The organism is Rhizobacter sp. P5_C2 (assembly GCF_054049715.1).
Genome location: NZ_JBFULV010000058.1, coordinates 28,941 through 44,568 on the forward strand (window position 1 = coordinate 28,941; position 15,628 = coordinate 44,568).

The 15,628-nt window shown below is 69.5% G+C and carries 14 protein-coding genes and 3 pseudogenes; 4 read left to right on the plus strand and 13 right to left on the minus strand.

The features are described from left to right. Position 1: 1 nt before the first annotated feature. The 10 genes from ACXJLU_RS20745 to ACXJLU_RS20790 are packed head-to-tail and all read right to left on the minus strand — an operon-like array spanning position 2 to position 12,339. Complete coding sequence (locus ACXJLU_RS20745; RefSeq protein ID WP_457334212.1) at positions 2-2,734, minus strand: oligosaccharide flippase family protein; 2,733 nt, start codon at positions 2,732-2,734, stop codon at positions 2-4. Further along, positions 2,731-3,996, minus strand: coding sequence for a glycosyltransferase family 4 protein (locus ACXJLU_RS20750; protein ID WP_457334214.1), 1,266 nt, complete (start codon positions 3,994-3,996; stop codon positions 2,731-2,733). Before ACXJLU_RS20750 ends, ACXJLU_RS20745 begins: the two co-directional genes overlap by 4 nt. Further along, the gene (locus tag ACXJLU_RS20755) at positions 3,983-5,317 is read right to left on the minus strand and encodes a hypothetical protein (RefSeq protein WP_457334216.1); all 1,335 of its coding nucleotides are present in this window, start codon (positions 5,315-5,317) and stop codon (positions 3,983-3,985) included. Before ACXJLU_RS20755 ends, ACXJLU_RS20750 begins: the two co-directional genes overlap by 14 nt. A gap of 4 nt (positions 5,318-5,321) precedes the next feature. Further along, complete coding sequence (locus ACXJLU_RS20760) at positions 5,322-6,287, minus strand: glycosyltransferase family 2 protein (protein WP_457334218.1); 966 nt, start codon at positions 6,285-6,287, stop codon at positions 5,322-5,324. A 10-nt stretch (positions 6,288-6,297) separates the two neighbouring features. Continuing rightward, complete coding sequence (gene epsI / locus ACXJLU_RS20765; RefSeq protein WP_457334220.1) at positions 6,298-7,038, minus strand: exosortase-associated protein EpsI, B-type; 741 nt, start codon at positions 7,036-7,038, stop codon at positions 6,298-6,300. Beyond that, positions 7,035-7,913 carry an exosortase B gene (gene xrtB / locus ACXJLU_RS20770; protein ID WP_457334222.1) on the minus strand — a complete coding sequence of 293 codons (879 nt, stop codon included), beginning with the start codon at positions 7,911-7,913 and terminating at the stop codon, positions 7,035-7,037. The genes epsI and xrtB overlap by 4 nt, the downstream gene beginning before the upstream one ends. Before the next feature lies 1 nt (position 7,914). Beyond that, on the minus strand, positions 7,915-8,880 hold the full coding sequence (locus tag ACXJLU_RS20775) for a polysaccharide biosynthesis tyrosine autokinase (protein WP_457334224.1): 966 nt from the start codon (positions 8,878-8,880) through the stop codon (positions 7,915-7,917). A 12-nt stretch (positions 8,881-8,892) separates the two neighbouring features. Beyond that, positions 8,893-10,350, minus strand: coding sequence for a chain length determinant protein EpsF (epsF, locus tag ACXJLU_RS20780; RefSeq protein WP_457334226.1), 1,458 nt, complete (start codon positions 10,348-10,350; stop codon positions 8,893-8,895). Between the two features lie 55 nt (positions 10,351-10,405). Beyond that, on the minus strand, positions 10,406-11,323 hold the full coding sequence (gene epsE, locus ACXJLU_RS20785; protein ID WP_457334228.1) for a polysaccharide export protein EpsE: 918 nt from the start codon (positions 11,321-11,323) through the stop codon (positions 10,406-10,408). 26 nt (positions 11,324-11,349) lie between these two features. Beyond that, a complete protein-coding gene (locus ACXJLU_RS20790) occupies positions 11,350-12,339 on the minus strand; it encodes an EpsD family peptidyl-prolyl cis-trans isomerase (protein WP_457334230.1) in 990 nt (329 codons plus the stop codon). Positions 12,340-12,600: 261 nt separating this feature from the next. Between ACXJLU_RS20790 and ACXJLU_RS20795 the strand changes: the two genes are divergently transcribed. From ACXJLU_RS20795 to ACXJLU_RS20810, 4 genes are all read left to right on the plus strand, one after another. Continuing rightward, positions 12,601-13,047, plus strand: a complete 447-nt coding sequence (locus tag ACXJLU_RS20795; protein ID WP_457334232.1) for a DUF2726 domain-containing protein — start codon at positions 12,601-12,603, stop codon at positions 13,045-13,047. Between the two features lie 111 nt (positions 13,048-13,158). Continuing rightward, the gene (locus ACXJLU_RS20800; RefSeq protein ID WP_457334234.1) at positions 13,159-13,431 is read left to right on the plus strand and encodes a hypothetical protein; all 273 of its coding nucleotides are present in this window, start codon (positions 13,159-13,161) and stop codon (positions 13,429-13,431) included. Then, the gene (locus ACXJLU_RS20805; protein WP_457334236.1) at positions 13,428-13,997 is read left to right on the plus strand and encodes a chlorite dismutase family protein; all 570 of its coding nucleotides are present in this window, start codon (positions 13,428-13,430) and stop codon (positions 13,995-13,997) included. The genes ACXJLU_RS20800 and ACXJLU_RS20805 overlap by 4 nt, the downstream gene beginning before the upstream one ends. Before the next feature lie 42 nt (positions 13,998-14,039). Further along, entirely contained in the window at positions 14,040-14,630 is a 591-nt protein-coding gene (locus ACXJLU_RS20810) for an outer membrane beta-barrel protein (protein WP_457334238.1), read from the plus strand. A gap of 115 nt (positions 14,631-14,745) precedes the next feature. On the opposite strand, the pseudogene ACXJLU_RS20815 reads toward ACXJLU_RS20810, so the two are convergent. The 3 pseudogenes from ACXJLU_RS20815 to ACXJLU_RS20825 all read right to left on the minus strand — a co-directional run. After that, a pseudogene (locus ACXJLU_RS20815) lies at positions 14,746-15,204 on the minus strand (transposase); the annotation flags it as partial. 4 nt (positions 15,205-15,208) lie between these two features. Next, positions 15,209-15,316: pseudogene (locus tag ACXJLU_RS20820) on the minus strand (IS5/IS1182 family transposase); the annotation flags it as partial. 72 nt (positions 15,317-15,388) lie between these two features. Next, positions 15,389-15,628, minus strand: a pseudogene (locus tag ACXJLU_RS20825) (IS701 family transposase); the annotation flags it as partial.

The window sequence follows — 15,628 nt, forward strand, 5'->3', positions numbered from 1 at the left end:
CTCATGCTCCCAGTTGCACGGCGAGGGCCGCCGATGCCAGTTGTTCGACCGCCGGGCGGCGCGAACGGATCTGCGCGCGCGTGTCGGCCAGTGCGTCCAGGCGCGCGCAGACGCAGCGGTACAGGCTGTCCGGATCGCAGACCTCCAGCGGGCTCAGCAGCGATTCCGCGCCGAGTCCGAAGTGGCGCAGCGCGCCGGCGAACTTGCCCTGGTACTCGACGGCCACCACCGGGATGTCGCGGCCGAGCGTCGCGATCATCAGGTGCATGCGGCCGGTCAGCACCAGGTCGAAATGCTGGCAGCACTGCTTCACGTCGGCCGCGGTGTACGGGCCTTGCGCGAGCAGCACGCGCGGCTGCACCTCGACCGGCAGGCGCGAGAACACGTCGGCCAGCATCTCGGGGTCGCTCGCATGCGGGCGGAAATCATGCGGCACCAGCACCACGCGGGCATCGCGCTCGTTCACCAGGCGTGCGATCGCGGCGGCCGAGGCCGACACGGCATCGTCGCGCTGTTTCGCCGTCAGCAGCTTCAGCGAATGCGGCGACAGGTTCCACGCGATCACCGGGCCGGTGCCGGACGGCGTTTGCGACAGCCAGGTGGCGACGCTGCGCTCCAGCGCGCTCGCGGCCGACGGTTCCAGCAGGAAGCCGAGGTCGGCCGTCAGCTTCACCCGCTCGCCCACCAGCTGCGCGACCCGCTCGCGCGACACCGCATCGCGGCACAGCAGCGTGACGCCCTGCGGCAGCTTGCGGAACGCACCGGCCATCGCCGGGTCGGGCCGGTCGTTGAAGCTGAAGCTGCACACCATCGCCGGCACGCCGCGGCGCGCCGCGAAACCGGCCACCTCGAGGCGCAGCATCGATTCGAAGCGGGAGTAGAAGCCGTCGAGCACGTCGGCGCCGATCACGATCAGCGCGCGCGCCTTGGCGAGCTCGTTCGCGACCGCACCGGCCTGGCCGAGGCGGCCCCACAGCGGCATCGCGGTGAAGGCCACGTCGCCGCCGACCGGCATGTCCACGCCGGGCCGGCACAGCACGCGGGCCGATTTGATGCCGGCCTGTTTCAGCAGCGTGGTCAGCCCGCCGACCAGCGCCTGGTCGCCGACCGAGCCGATCATCGAGTACGCATCGGCGATCACGATCACCACCTCGCCGGGCTTCGCGGGCTTCGCCGCGAACGGCCGCGCCAGCGTCATCAGCAGGCGGTAGGCCCGCACCATCATGCCGTCGTTCAGGCGCACCACGCCTTCCAGCAAGCGCACGCCACCGGCCCCCACCGCGCCGGGCAGCCGCGACACATGCCGCAGCAGCACGCGCGGCATCAGCGCGACGATCAGCAACGCATACAGCGCCGCGCTGATGCCCAGGCTCACCACCGATCCGACCACGGGATTGACACGGGTCTGCGCGAAGTTCGCGATGGCGAAGCCGACGGCGGCAGCGAGGACGGCGGCCAGCACCGGCTTGGCGATCTGACGGATGATGGGCATGGCTTGGATCTCCAGGGAGAGACGGATGACGCGGAAGATGATGGGCACCGCCGCCATCTGGCCGAACAACAGGCTGGCGGCAACGCCCGCGGGACCGAAGGGCAACAGCAAGGGCAGTACCAGGAAACTGCAGGCGCAGCGCACGATGCCGACCTGAACCATCGCGCCGGCCGCACCGGTTGCTTGCACCGCCGACGAATACAGCAAGGCGATGGTGCGCAATGCACCCAACAGGCACAGGATCTGGAACGGCGCGACCGCGTCGTGCCACTGGCTGCCGAACACCGCCGGCACCAGCACTGCGCCCGAGCCGCCGGCCAGCAGGAAGGCCGGCACGATGAAGGTCGCGGCCAGCACCGAGCGCGACGCGATCGCGTCGAGCAGCGCGTCGCGGTTGACCTGCGCGCGGGCGAACACCGAGATCGATGAATCCCACAGCGGTGCGGCCAGCAGCTGCGTCGCGGCGAGCTGCGCGCGGGCCGCAAGCGCGTAGTTGCCGAGCAGGGCCAGGCCCATCTGGCGGCCGACGACGAGCTCGACCACGCGGGTCTCGGCCAGGTCGAGCAGCTTGACGAAGGTGATGCGCGCCGAGAAGCCCGACAGGTCGTGCAGCGCGCGGCGGTCGAAGGCCCAGCGCGGGCGCCAGGTCTCGTGGCGCCACAGGATCACGGTGCCGGTGACGTGGAAGCACAGCTGCTGCAGCACGAAGGACCAGACGCCCAGCCCCATCAGCGCCGCGACGATCGCGACCGCGCCGCTCAGCAGGTTGGCGGTGGCGGTGCGGCGCGCGAGCGTGCGGTAGTCGAGCGAGCGGCGCAGCAGCCCGGCGGGCACTGCCGACAGCGCCATCAGCAGGAACACCGGCGACAGCGCCATGATCACCGGCTGGATGCCTTCGCTGTCGAAGGCGCGGGCGAACAGCGGCGCGCAGGTCAGCGCGAGCAGCACCAGCGTGATGCCGCAGGCCATCGTGGTCCAGAACGCGGCGTTGATGTGCTCGGGGCTCAGCGCTGCGCGCTGCACCAGCGCGTGGCCGAACAGCTGCTCGACGAAGATCTCACCGAGCGTCAGGAACACCATCGCGACCGCGAAGGCGCCGAACTCGGCCGGGCCGAGCAGGCGCGCGAGCGCGAAGAACACGACGAAGGTGATGCCGCGCGCGGCCCAGTTCTGCACGTAGGCCCACATCGTGCCGCGGGCGGCGGACATCTTGTGTTGCGAGTCCATCGGCACATTGCTCATGCGGTGGCCTCGCTCAGCGATGCCTTCACCGTCGCCAGCACGCGCTCGCGCCACGAGCGCGCCGAGAACGCAACGCCCGCATGCTGGCGCGCCGCCTCCGACAGCCGCGCACGCAGTGCATCGTCCGACAGCACCCGCACGATGTGGTCGGCAAAGGCCTGCGCTTCGTCGGCCACCATCGCATGGCAGCCGTCGAGCGCGCCGGTGCCCTCGACGCCGATGCGCGTCGACACCACCGCCGAGCCGGCGAGCATCGCCTCCACCGTCTTGATCTTCACGCCGCCGCCGCTGACCAGCGGCACCACGGTGACGGCGTTGCTGGCGTAGAACGCATGGATGTCGGGCACGAAGCCGCTGAACTCGACGCCGCTGCCGTCGCCGGCCTGCGCCGTCAGCGTGGCCGGCGGGTTGCGGCCCGCCACGACGAAGCGCGCCTGCGGCATGCGCTCGCGCACGCGCGGCCAGATGTCGCGCAGGAACCAGGCCATGCCTTCGAGGTTGGGTTGGTGGCCGAAGCTGCCGGCGAAGCCGACCTGGCCGGCCACGGCGGCGACGTGCGACCGCTGCAGCGCCTGGTCGTCGGCCAGCGGCAGCCCCATCGACAACGCGCGCGTGGCCGGGTTCAGCGCGTGCAGCACCTGCGCATCCTGCTCGGACAGCGTCAGCGCCGCGGCGAAGCGCGGGTAGTGGCGCGCCTCGTAGCGCGCCCACGCGACCCAGTTCAGCCAGTTGCGCGGGCTCGGCGCGCGTTGCGCCTGCCGAAAGCCCGACAGGCTGTAGGCGTCCTGGACGTCCATCACGCAAGGCACGCCGTCGCACAGCGCGACGTACTGCGCCATCTGCGGGAACTGGATCCACACCACGTCGGGGCGGAAGCGCTGCAGCATCGCGCGCAGCGCGGCTTCCATCGCCGGCGTGCGGCACAGCCGCGCCAGTTCGGGGGCGCCGAATGCGAACGAGCCGAGGCGCGCACGCAGCACCGCGCTGCGCGCGATCTGCAGCGGCACGCTGTCGACCTCGGCGCAGTGCGACTTCAGGCTCGCGAGATCGCGTGTGTCGCGTCCATCGCGCTCGTCGCCGTCGGCCCCACGGAAACCGAGGAACGCGACCGTCGCGACGCCGGCCAGCTCCTTCAGCTGGGCCCAGCACAACGCGGCGCCGCCGTTCGCGGAGCCTTCACCGTAGAGGAAGGGCGCGAGCAGCAGCACGCGCGGGGTCGATGCGACCGTCGCCGCGGGGGCCGGCGATTCAGGCAAGTTCATGCGTGGCGAGGGTGGACTGGTAGAGCGAAGGCGCGCGCGGCGGCGCGAAGACCGCGGCATGGCCGTGCATGAAACGGCCGAGCAGCGTGAAGACGAACAGGAAGAACACGACGATGTCGGGCTCGAAGTTGTACGGCAGGAAGAACGCGCAGACCGTGAAGCCGATCAGCACCGACCACTGGCTGCGGTGCACCCACAGCCCCGACAGCATGCCGCCGATCGACAGCATGAACAGCGCGCCCAGCGGCAGCCCCATGTCGAAGAACACCGCGAGGAAGCTGTTCTCGACGTTGTAGAGCGTGCCGCCGAACAGCGCCGCGCGCGCCCCGACCGTGCCTTTCGGGTAGCCGAGCCAGGCGTAGTCGTCCAGCGATTCGATCGCCATCACGAAGGACTTGTGGTGGCCGACCATCGACGGGTCGGTGCCGCTGAAGTTGAGCAGCGCCCAGCGGCTGACGGCGCCGTCGCTGTAGCTGTCGAGCAGCAGCAGGGCCACGCCCATCAGCGCGATCGAGACCGCGCCGGCCAGCACCATGCGCGTCAGGTTGGCTGGGCTGAACAGCACGCCGCCGGGCACGCAGGCCAGCACCAGCGCCGCGGTGCCGAGCATGATCGCCAGCCAGCTGCTGCGCGAGAAGGTGAGGGCGACCGCGAGCAGCGCGAACACCAGCGCGGCCGCCACGATGACGCTTGGCACCGGTCGCGGCTTGCGCGAGAACAGCACGCCGCCGACCAGCAGCGCATACAGGCCGAGCGCGAGGCCGAGCGAGTTCGGGCCGGTGGCAGGCAGGCCCATGCGCAGCCAGGTGCCACCGGCGATGTACCAGGCGCTTGCGAGCGGGCCGGTGCCGGTGTCGTCGCCCATCAGCGTGCGCAGCAGGCGCGGGCTGAGCTCGACCGCGGCGAAGATGCCGAACGCGATGAACACGACGAGCAGGCCGCACCAGAAGCTCATGCGCAGCAGCGCGCGCACGTCGTCGTCGCTCGCGCGCAGCACGATGCCTTCGAGCGCCACCGCGAACAGCAGCGGCAGCAGGTAGATGCGGGCGTAGTACAGGCCGGGGATGTGGCGGTCGTCGAACGCGGCGACGAACACCGTGGCCGAGATCGCCGCGATGCACAGCAGCGCCCACAGGTAGAAGCCGCGCGCCTTGAAGACATCGGTGCGGCTGATCGCGAACAGGACCAGCAGCAGCAACAGACCGTCGCGCAGCGGCGGGATGATGTTGGGCACGTGGGCCATGCCGAGCAGCGTCTTGCCGAACTGCGACAGCAGCGACACGAAGGCGATCAGGCAGAGGAGGCGGCCGGCGAATCTCATGGCGTCATCTCGCCACCACCGGCGTCTGCTTCCACCACGCCGCGAACGACTGCTGCGCCGCATTGAAGTAGCCGTTGCGCTTGTCGCGCTGCAGCGCGCGGCGCTCGGCGGTCTGCGACAGCATGGCCCGGCCGGCATGCGCCAGCGCCTTGGCCGAGAACACCAGCCCGAGCGACAGCGCGAGCCGCGAGGCCGCGCCGCGCCCGAAATGCTTGGTGACGAACAGCAGGTACGAGCGCAGCGTGCGCAGCACCGTCGCGCGGCCGGCCCAGGCCTTGCCCGCGCCTTCGTAGTGCGTGACCGTCACGTCGGCGCGGTAGCTGGCGCGCAGCCCGAGCTGGCGCACGCGGCGGCCGTAGTCGACGTCTTCGCAGTACATGAAGAATGCATCGTCGAGGCCGCCCAGGCGCTCCCACACCTCGCGACGCGTGGCCAGGCAGGCGCCCGACACCCAGTCGACCGACGGGCTCGACTGCGCATAGAAGCCGGGCCGGGTCTGCACGCGGCGGAACACGTCCGGCGTGCGCCAGTGCTTCTCCAGCCCCAGCCACGACAGCGCGATGCGCACCGGCGTGTGCTCGAAGCCGACCGAGAACTGCAGCCGCCCGTCGCCATACACCAGGTGGCAGCCGGCGACGCCGACCTCGGTCTGCAGCGCCTCGTCGATCAGCGCATCGAGGCTGCCGTCGCAACGCGTGTCGTTGTTCAGCAGCAGCAGCACGCGGCCACTCGCCTCGCGCGCGGCGCGGTTGTTGCCGCCGGTGAAGCCGAGGTTTTCGGTGGATTCGATGTAGCGGATGTCGGGCCGCGTGCGCAGGAAGGCCTGGCTGCCGTCGACCGACGCGTTGTCGATCACGATGACCTCGGCGCTGTGGCGCGTGAACGCGGCGCGGACGGTGTCCAGGCACTCGGGCAGGAAGCGCAGGCCGTTGTAGTTGACGATGACGACGGAGACGTCGGGCGGGTTCATGGGCATCTCGTCACGGGGCGGTGGCGGCGACGCTCGCGTCAGAAGGACCCTGCGACGGGCTCACCGGCCCGATCAGGAAGCGCCGTGTGCGCGGGTCGACCGACTGCAGCAGGTCGGCCATGAAGCGTTCCTGCATCGCGTAGGCCGGGGCGGTGTCGGTCGCGATGCTCGACACGCGGAACAGCAGGCCGTCGGGGATCCAGCCGCGCAGGCCCTGCTTCATGCGCGAGACCTGCTGCTGCATGCCGGACGGGATCACGTCGTCGCCGACGCGCATCCAGTAGCTGATCGGCTCGCTGCGCGGCCCGAGGCTGGCGAGCAGCCGCTGCACCGGCACGCGGCTCGCGTCGGCCTGCAGCGCCGCATGGCCGCCGCCGCGGATCTGGAAGCCTTGCGCCACGTAGCAGACCTCGGGCCGGTGCAGCTCGAGCTCGCCGGCCTGCGCCGCGCCGTAGGCGATCGACAGCATCACGCGCTCGCCGCTCGGGCCGATGTAGGTGCGCGTCAGCGTCTGCGCATACAGCGTGTTCAGCAGCGCGACCTGCTGCGGGTTGATCACCTGCGCGACCGTGCCGTTGTCGACACGCCAGCCGGCGAACGCGCGCGGGATCGCGGTCTCGAGCTTCAGGTCGCTGCTGAGCGCGGCCAGCCGCGCGCGCGGCGTGAAGGCCTGCGCGAGCACGACGGCGCCCAGCATCAGCGCGAGCGCCGCGGCAGCCCGCTTCCAGTTCGGAACGAAGGCCGTGCTCATGCCGCCACCTTGTGTCGCACGCCGAGCCGCAGCAGCGAATCGGCGCCGGTGATCAGCAGCAGCGCGGCCATGAACAGCACCAGCCCGGCAAAGCCGTGCAGGAAACCCTGGCCGGCCTCGTCGCCGAAGTGGTACGTGATGAGCGTCAGCACCATCACGCGGATCACGTTGGCGCAGAAGCTGATCGGCACGATCAGGATCGCGAGCGCGACGTTGCGGAACACCGATGCATGGCGTACCAGGTTCAGGTACAGCAGCCCGAGCGCCTCGAGCGTGAACAAGGTGTGCAGGCCGGCGCAGGCATCGGCCACCAGCAGCTGGTACTGGCCGATCTGCAGGATCACGCCGGTGCGGCTGATCGGGTAGCCAATGCGGTACAGGATGTTCTCGGCGACGTACGACACCGCGAGCTTCATCGGCTGCGTCAGCGCATCGACCACCGTGCCGGGCAGCGGGATCATGAAGAGCATGAAGAACAGCGGGAACCACATCCGCTTCAGCGCGCCCGGGCCGCGCAGCAGCAGCACCAGGCCGACCAGCATCCACAGCAGCGAGCCGATCTCGAGGATCAGGATGCCCTGCGAGCGGCCGAGCGCATACGACAAGGCCGCGACCAGCAGCATCGGCCACGCCAGCCAGGGGCGCGGCCGGTCGCCCGGCACCGACATCGCGGCCGGCCAGGCCCGCACCAGCAGCCAGATCGAGATGCCGAGCACGATCGGGCCGTGGCCCTGCTCGTCGGTGCGCCAGATGCCGTTCAGCAGGTCGAAGAAGCTCGGGCCGTACATGGCCACCAGGCCGAGCGCGGGCAGCAGCCACGGCGTGGCCAGCGCGCGCCACCTCGCGTCCGGTCCCGGGGTCGGCAAGGCGGCCATGTCAGTAGTCGTTGAGGACGACGCCAGCGAGCTTGGCGGGGCTTTCCGCCAGGCTGGTGACCAGGTCCTGCAGGCCGTTCATGTGGCACTGGTTCTTGCGCGCGATCGCCAGCGCCGAGCCGCAGCGCGCCGCGATCACGCCGGCATCGGCACCGTACGACGCAGCCGGCGTGTCGACCAGCACGTGGTCGAACTTCGACAGCAGCTCGCGCAGCAGCAGCTTGAAGGCCGGCCGCTCGACCAGCTCCAGCGGGTTCGGCGGCGTCACGCCGACCGGCAGCAGGAACAGGCTCGGCAGGTCGGGCACCTGGTGGATGACGTTGGTTTCCTTGCGGCCGCTCAGCACGTTCGACAGCCCGGCACCGTTCGGCACCGCGAACACCTCGTGCTGGCGCGGGCCGCGCATGTCGGCATCGACCAGCAGCGTGCGCCCGCCCAGCTGGGCCAGCGTGACCGCCAGGTTGGCCGCGAAGAAGGTCTTGCCGTCGCCCGGCTCGGGGCTCACCACCGCCAGCGCGCGCTTCGGCTCGTTGGCCGAGAACAGCCGCATCATCAGCTGGCTGCGGATCGCACGGAACGATTCGGCCTGCTGGCTGAACGGCTGCACCGCGGCGACCAGCTCGCGGCTCAGGTCGCGCCGCTCCTCGGGCGCATACGGGTAGTGGAACTGCTGCGACAGCGCATACAGCACGTCGTCGTCGCTCGCGAAGCCGAGCGCCACCGCCGCCTCGCCGAAGCGCAGCCGGTGCTGGCGCTGGTAGGCCAGCACCGTCTCGACCTGCTGCGACGACAGGTTCTTCAGCCCGGCAATGATGTCGCCGATGCTGCGGTCGTGCAGTTGCTGGCCGCCTTGCGGGCGGTCGGTGTAGGCGCTGTCCGCGCCGTCGCCCTGGCCGGAGCCATTGACGCCGCCGACGCCGTTCAGGCCGCGCGCGCTGCCGCCGAAGCCGGCCATTCCGTCTCTCATGTTCGCCATGGCTCAGCGCCCCCTCGTGCCGTTGGCGACGGCCAGTTTCGATGAAGCACCCGGCAGCCGCGCCAGCACCCGGTGTGGCAGCACGAAGCGCTGCTTGCCGCCGAGCAGCCGCTTGCGAATGGGCTGCGGAATGCTGCCGATCACCGGCAGGCCGATGGTGCGCACCAGGTCTTCCGGGCTGCGCACGCGGCGGTCGATCAGCTCGCGCAGCAGCGCGATGCCCACCGCCAGCATGCCGCCGAGGAACACCGCGACCAGCATGTTCAGCAGCAGCCGCGGCGACGAATGGCGTGCCGGCACCGAGGCGCGCGTCAGGATCGCGATGTTGGTCTGGTTGTTCTGGCTCTCCAGGCTGGTCTGCGTCAGCCGCGCGCCGACCGCGTCGTAGGCGCGCTGCGCGGCCTCGAGGTCGCGCTGCAGCACCTGGGATTCGTCGCGCTGGTCCTTCAGCTTCAACACCTTGCTGCGCTGCGCCTCCAGCGCATTGCGCACGTCGGCCTCGCGCGCCTTGTTGATGTTGTTGTTCACGCCCATGCTGCTGCTGACGCGGCGCACCTCGGCGTCGTAGCGCAAGCGCAGTTCGTTGATGTTGGCCTTCAGCTCCAGCACCTGCGGGTTGGCGTCGCCCAGGCGCGTGCTCAGCTGCTGCAGCTGGGCCTCCTGGCGCGACAGGTCGGCGCGCAGGCCGCCCACCACCGGGTTGTTGATGACGTCGGGCAACTGGTTCGGCGACAGCGCGGCCTGCTGCTGGCGGCTGGTCGATTCGGCGCTCAGCGCCTGCAGCGTGATCAGCTGCGTCGACAGCTCGTTCAGCTTGGCGTTCTCGACGTCGAAGCGTTCGTCGGTCGACACCAGGCCCTTGTCCTTCTGGTACGTCGACAGCTTGGCCTGCGCCTTCTCGAGCGATTCGCGCAGTTCCTTCGCGCGGCTGTCGAAGAAGCTGCTGTACTGCTTGGCCGGGTCGACGCGCAGGTCGAGGTTGGTGTCGATGTAGGCCTGCACGAAGGCGTTCGCCAGCGCGGCACTGAACTTCGGGTCGGGCGAGGTGTAGCTGACGTTCAGCACGTTGCTCTCGCGCGAGGGCTTCACGTCGAGGTGCTTCTGCAGCGCCTCGGCCAGCCAGGACTCGAAGTCGCCGGCGCCATCGGTGGCATCGAGCCACTTCGCGCGGCTCTCGGCGTTCTGGTTCAGCTTCATGTCGCGCACCACGCGCTGGGCCACGCGGTCGCTGGTGATGATGTCGACCTGGGTCGACATGTAGCCCGGCGTCATCATGCCGGCCAGCACCATGCCGGCGATCGGGTCGGGCGACTTGACGTCGATCACCAGCGCCGCGCTGGCGGTGTACTTCTTCGGCAGCAGCAGGCTCAACGCGAGCGCGGTGCCGAGGGTGAAGAGCAGCATCGCGAGCGCCGCTTTCCAGCGGGCCCGCAGGATGGACATGAATTGCGAGAAGGACATGGGCGAGGCTCGCAGCGGTGAGAGGTTGTGGTGGGGTTCTTCTTGTGGTGACTCGTCAGAACAGGCTTTCGCGGATGTAGATCACGTCGCCGTTCTGCAGCGCGTCGTTCATCCCGGGCTGCAGTTCCTCGACGCGGCCTTCGCCGTTGCGCCGGTGCACGCGCAGCCCGCGCGTGGTGCCGCGCTGTGTCAGGCCGCCGCCACTGGCGAGTGCCTGCATCAGCGTCATGTTGCTCTCGAGGCGGATCGCGCCGGGGCGTTGCACTTCGCCGTAGATGTAGATGGTGGGCATGCGCTCGACGTAGATCGTGTCGCCGTTCAGCACCACCGGATCCTGGTTCTGCGCACCGCCTGCAAATAGTGCCGCAATATCGACCTGAAGGCGGTAGGGCTGCCCGTTGCGGATACCGGTCAAGATGACAACATCGCTGCCGCCGGGCGCGATGCCGCCGGCCTGCGCGAGCAGCTCGCTCAGGCGCATGCCGCTGACGTCGATCGGGAAACGGCCCGGCCGGTTCACCATGCCGAGCGCCGAGGCCTGGTTGCCGCGCACCTGCGTCACCAGCACCGTCACTTGCGGCTGCTTGACGAAGTTGCCGGTGCGCAGGCCGTCGGCCAGCGCCTTCTCGACCTGCGGCACCGTGAGGCCGCCGACCGTCACCTGGCCGAGCAGCGGGAAGCTGATCTGGCCGGTGTCGGAGACGCGCGTCTCGATCGCGAGGTCGGGGTTCTGGTACACCGCGACGCGCAGCACGTCGCCGGCGCCGATCACGTACTCGCGCGGCTGCTTGGCGTCCAGCGGCACGGCCGGGGCGTTGCCGCTCACGATGGCCGCGGTGGTGGCGGGCGCGGGGGTCGTCTGCGCGTGCGCTAGGGACGGGCCGAGCGCGAGTGCAGTGAAAGCAGCAAGCAAGGCGGCGGCAAGCACGGCGACCGTGACGGCACCGGTCGCGCGTTGGGCAAGGCGATTCATCGTCATGGCGATAGCGGGTGTTTGCATCACTTCAGGTTCGAGAGTCCCTTGTTGACGGACGAGTCATCGAGCGTGTTGCTCGACGCGGCGGGGCTGGCTGCGCTGGTGGCCGAGACATCCGCGGTCGGCGTCGTGACGACCACCGGCGCGACGCCGTCGGCCGGTGCCGGCTCGCCGGCGGCCTGCGCGAACTTGCCCTGGTACTCGATGCGGGCCGCGGCGCGCAGCTGCTTGAGCTGCTGGTCCACCACCTGGCGCTTGCGGTCGACCAGCAGGTACTGCTGGATCGCGTTCTTCGCTTCCGCGGCGGCCAGCGGCGCGGGCTTCACCGACACGATGGTCAGGACGCGTGCGCCCAGCGGCCCGTTGATCACGTGCGACTGGCCTTCCTTCAGCGCGACCATCGGCGCGGCGGCCTGCATCGGCAGCGCGTCGGCGCCCTGCGTCAGCTGGCGCGTGCCGAAGCGCAGGCCGGCCACGCGCAACGCGGCCGCCACGTCGTCGGCGTTCTTCGCGGCATCGAGCTGCGGCTTCAGCGCCTGCTGCTGCGCCGGCGTGGCCTCGACCGCCGTCTCCACCAGCGTGTAGACGCGGCGTTGCGCGAACAGCTCCGGGTGCGCGTTGTAGTAATCGGTGACCTCCTTGTCGGTCGGCACCGCGGCGCTCTCGGCCAGCCGCTCGGCATAGGCCCGCGCCAGGATGTCGCGGCGCGAGGCTTCGATGGCCTGCACGACGCGCGGATCGCGGTCGAGGCGCTGCTCGTTGGCGGCCTGCAGCGCGAGTTCCTGGTCGATCAGCGCGTCGAGCGTCTTGCGGCTCGCGGTCTCGACCTGTTCCGGCTTCAGGTTGCCCTGGCGCTGCATCAGGAAGTTGATCTGGTGAACCGAGATCTCCTGCTTGTTCACCTTGGCGGCCACCTGCGTCGCACCCTCGCGTTTGCTGCCGCAGGCCGCCAGCACAAGTGCGCAGCACAGCACGACGCCAGCGCGCAGAACGGGTCGAATCGGGGTGGGCATGCGGGGTCCTGGCAAGTAACTTCTCCTCGCGTGCCGCCCGCCGCCGTGATCGATTGACCACGACTCAGGGAAGGCACCAATATGACAAAAACAGAAACCGGTATGAGCAAGACTGATGCCTGTGTGACGCAGTGCACGGTGTCCGGTTGCAATTGCGGAGCTTGGTTACACCCGGCGTGTCGACGTGACGCCCGGCAACCCCCTTGGATGAGTGGGGTCCCGCACAATCGCCCGATCGCAATTCGATGCAAGGGCTCGCGCATGACGATCGTGCTGGTGTTGACCGTGTTGCTGCTGGCCGGCCTGGCCGCGCTGGGCGTGATGAAGAACCGGGCGGCGCGCGAACCGGGTGCGGCACCGGTGGCGCGGCGGCCGCTGGGCAAGCAGGAGCAGCCGATGTTCGAGCGGCTGTGCGAGGCGTTTCCGGAGCAGCGGGTGCTGGCGCAGGTGTCGCTGTCGGCGCTGCTGACGGCGAGCCACCGGTCGACGCGCGGCCGCTTCGAGCGGCAATTCGCGAACTTCGTGGTGTGCAGCCGCGAGTTCGACGTGCTGGCGCTGATCGAACTGGACGACGCGAGCCACGCGCGCGATGCCGCCGAGGTGGCGGCGCGCGACGGCATGCTGACGGCCGCCGGTTACCGCGTGTTGCGTTTCAAGCGCGTGCCGAGCGAGATCGATCTGCGGACGGCGGTGCTGCGGGCGGCCTGACCTGGGACCACCTCGCGCGGTCCCGAGCCGGTCGCGGCGACAATCGCCGGTCGTTTTTGCCGATTCCGCTCTGAATTTCTTTCCCGATTTTTCCGACTCTTGCCTGTCACCATGTCGTCACGCCGTCTTTTCACCGTCCTGGGCCTGGTGGCCGCCACGCTGGCACTCGCCGTCGTGCTCAACCCGTCGGCCGAGCGACACCGCGACAGCGTGCGTGCCGCGATCGGCGAGCGCAATGTCCTCGCGAAGGCGCTTGGCCTCGGCTCGCTGGCCGCGCTGGTGTCGAGCTACCACTCGCTCGGCGTGGCGTCATACACCTCGGTGGACGGACACACGCTGTCGGTCGGCGTGATGGGGATGGTGTTCGTGAGGGACACGCCGTGACGGTGGTGTCGGCACGACTGTTCGATTTCATCGGCAGCTCCGAAGGGACATGGCGAGTCGATCGCATCGGCGCCGTGACGGGCGACAGCCTTCCCGCGGCGGCACGGTTGCAGGTCGTCGAGGCTGGCGGCGGGACCGAGCCGACCGGCGCGGCGTGGCAGTTGCGCGGCATCACCAGCAACGAGCGCTATGTGGAGCGCTCGGAGAAACAGCAACTGCTCGCCCGGCAGCCAGCGCTCGGCCGCCCCGAGGCCACGCGCGCTGCGCTGATCCCGATCCGCAAGAACGCGGCTTGGTGGGCCATGACGCAGGACGAGCGGCGCGCCATCTTCGAGGCGCAATCGCGCCACATCGCGATCGGGCTGGACTACCTGCCGGCGGTGGCGCGGCGCCTGCACCATTGCCGCGACCTCGAAGCGCCGCAGCCTTTCGACTTCCTGACCTGGTTCGAGTACGCGCCGGCCGATGCCGAGGCCTTCGAGGCGCTGGTGGCGGCGCTGCGGGCGTCGCCCGAGTGGGCGTACGTCGACCGCGAGGTGGACCTGCGGTTGAGCCGCGGCGCCTGAGGTGCATCGACGTCGTTTCCGACATTGCGCAGGACTTTCTTCATGACCGAATCCACCCAATTCCGACCGGCCGCCGTGGCCGCCCTGACCGTCGCGCTGACGTTGGCCACCTCCGTGGCCCATGCAGCCGACGGCGGGCCGCCGCTGAAGTTCTCGCTGGGGGGCGGCGTCACCGCGGGGGGCGACAACCTCGTCGAAGGCTCCGGTGCCGAGATGGACGCCGGCCGCGGCCTGCAGGTGTTCGCTGGTGCCGAGTACTGGGTGGCCGAGCCGTTCGCGCTGCAGATGAACCTCGGCTTCCAGATCGACCGCCGCAAGGCCGCCGGCGGCACCTTGCGCTTCCAGCGCTTTCCGCTCGAGCTGATGGGGCTGTTCGCGGTGACGAACAACCTGCGCTTCGGCGCGGGCGCGCAGTTCGTGTTCGGCACGAAGCTGCGCGGCAGCGGTGACGCGAGCGCGCTGAACCAGGACTACCGCCACGCCACCGGCCGCGTGCTCGAAGGCGAGTTGCTGATCACGCCGCACTCGGCGGTGAAGCTGCGTTACGTGAAAGAGAACTTCACGCCTTCAAGAGATGGCGCCCCGAAGATCAAGGGCGACCATGTGGGGCTGATGTACACGCACTACTTCTGAGGATGAGCTGATCAATTCAATGCCTGGCGCCGACGGCTTCTCTGCGAACGCCATTGCACCGCGGCGAGCGCGCGTTTCCTCGGGTTTCGAACGACTGGCGAGCTCGTCTTGACCTTCAGGGCGCACTGACCCCTGCAGGCCTGAGCAGCGGCCTCTTGGCGATCACGAGGTTGGCCAGCGCGAACAGGCTGTACATGCGCGCCCAGTTCTTGGCCAGCCCGCGGTAGCTGACCTTCTTGTGGCCGAACAGGTTCTTGACGATGTGGAACGGATGCTCCACCCGCGCCCGGATCTGTGCCTTCTTGTGTTCGACCAACTCCGCCAGGCACTTGTGCACCCCGTCGGCTTGCGCGTTGGCGATCTCTTCTCGCTTGGCTACGCCCGTGTAGCCCGAGTCGGCATGTACGCGGCGCTCCTGGCCGTGCAGCAGCGCATGCGTGTTGGCCACGTCGCGCTCGTTGGCCGAGGTCACATGCACGCTGCGCACGAGGCCCGAGTCGGCATCCACGCCGATGTGCGCCTTCATGCCGAAGTAGTACTGCTGGCCCTTCTTGGCTTCGTGCATCTGAGGGTCCGCACAACGCCGACCACGGCACCACGCGCTCCATCTCGCCCGGGAACTTCTCGCGCCTCGTCTGGCGCTTCTTGCCCGAGTGCTCCAGGCTCGCAAAGCTCGTCTGTTTCATGCCTCCATCCTCGCCGTCCACCGCTCATTCGGCCATCGAGATCTGCACGAATAAATCAGCGGTTCCCTAGTCTTACTGTGTCACAAGAGTAGTTTTTCTCGTGCCCTTCCGCAGCAGGGGCACTGCCCGAGGCGGGCGATCAGCATGTAGCTGAGTTGATGGCGCAGCGTCGTGATGGAGTTGCTCACGTGACGCTGCGCGCGCAGGACTGCCTCGGGGGATGTAATCCTCGGGAAGGGCAGGCACTTTGCGTTCGATGAAGTTTTTTTTGCCGCCGACGGGCTTGTCGGCGATGAGTCGTTCGGTCATCAG

Coding starts and splice junctions, on each gene's coding strand:
- ACXJLU_RS20810 (WP_457334238.1), top strand. CDS start 14,040: ATGACCGAATCCACCCAATTCCGACCGGCCGCCGTGGCCGCCCTGACC.
- ACXJLU_RS20800 (WP_457334234.1), top strand. CDS start 13,159: ATGTCGTCACGCCGTCTTTTCACCGTCCTGGGCCTGGTGGCCGCCACG.
- ACXJLU_RS20750 (WP_457334214.1), bottom strand. CDS start 3,996: ATGAACTTGCCTGAATCGCCGGCCCCCGCGGCGACGGTCGCATCGACC.
- ACXJLU_RS20755 (WP_457334216.1), bottom strand. CDS start 5,317: ATGAGATTCGCCGGCCGCCTCCTCTGCCTGATCGCCTTCGTGTCGCTG.
- epsF (WP_457334226.1), bottom strand. CDS start 10,350: ATGTCCTTCTCGCAATTCATGTCCATCCTGCGGGCCCGCTGGAAAGCG.
- ACXJLU_RS20775 (WP_457334224.1), bottom strand. CDS start 8,880: ATGAGAGACGGAATGGCCGGCTTCGGCGGCAGCGCGCGCGGCCTGAAC.
- ACXJLU_RS20745 (WP_457334212.1), bottom strand. CDS start 2,734: ATGAGCAATGTGCCGATGGACTCGCAACACAAGATGTCCGCCGCCCGC.
- ACXJLU_RS20790 (WP_457334230.1), bottom strand. CDS start 12,339: ATGCCCACCCCGATTCGACCCGTTCTGCGCGCTGGCGTCGTGCTGTGC.
- ACXJLU_RS20795 (WP_457334232.1), top strand. CDS start 12,601: ATGACGATCGTGCTGGTGTTGACCGTGTTGCTGCTGGCCGGCCTGGCC.
- epsI (WP_457334220.1), bottom strand. CDS start 7,038: ATGAGCACGGCCTTCGTTCCGAACTGGAAGCGGGCTGCCGCGGCGCTC.
- ACXJLU_RS20760 (WP_457334218.1), bottom strand. CDS start 6,287: ATGAACCCGCCCGACGTCTCCGTCGTCATCGTCAACTACAACGGCCTG.
- xrtB (WP_457334222.1), bottom strand. CDS start 7,913: ATGGCCGCCTTGCCGACCCCGGGACCGGACGCGAGGTGGCGCGCGCTG.
- epsE (WP_457334228.1), bottom strand. CDS start 11,323: ATGAATCGCCTTGCCCAACGCGCGACCGGTGCCGTCACGGTCGCCGTG.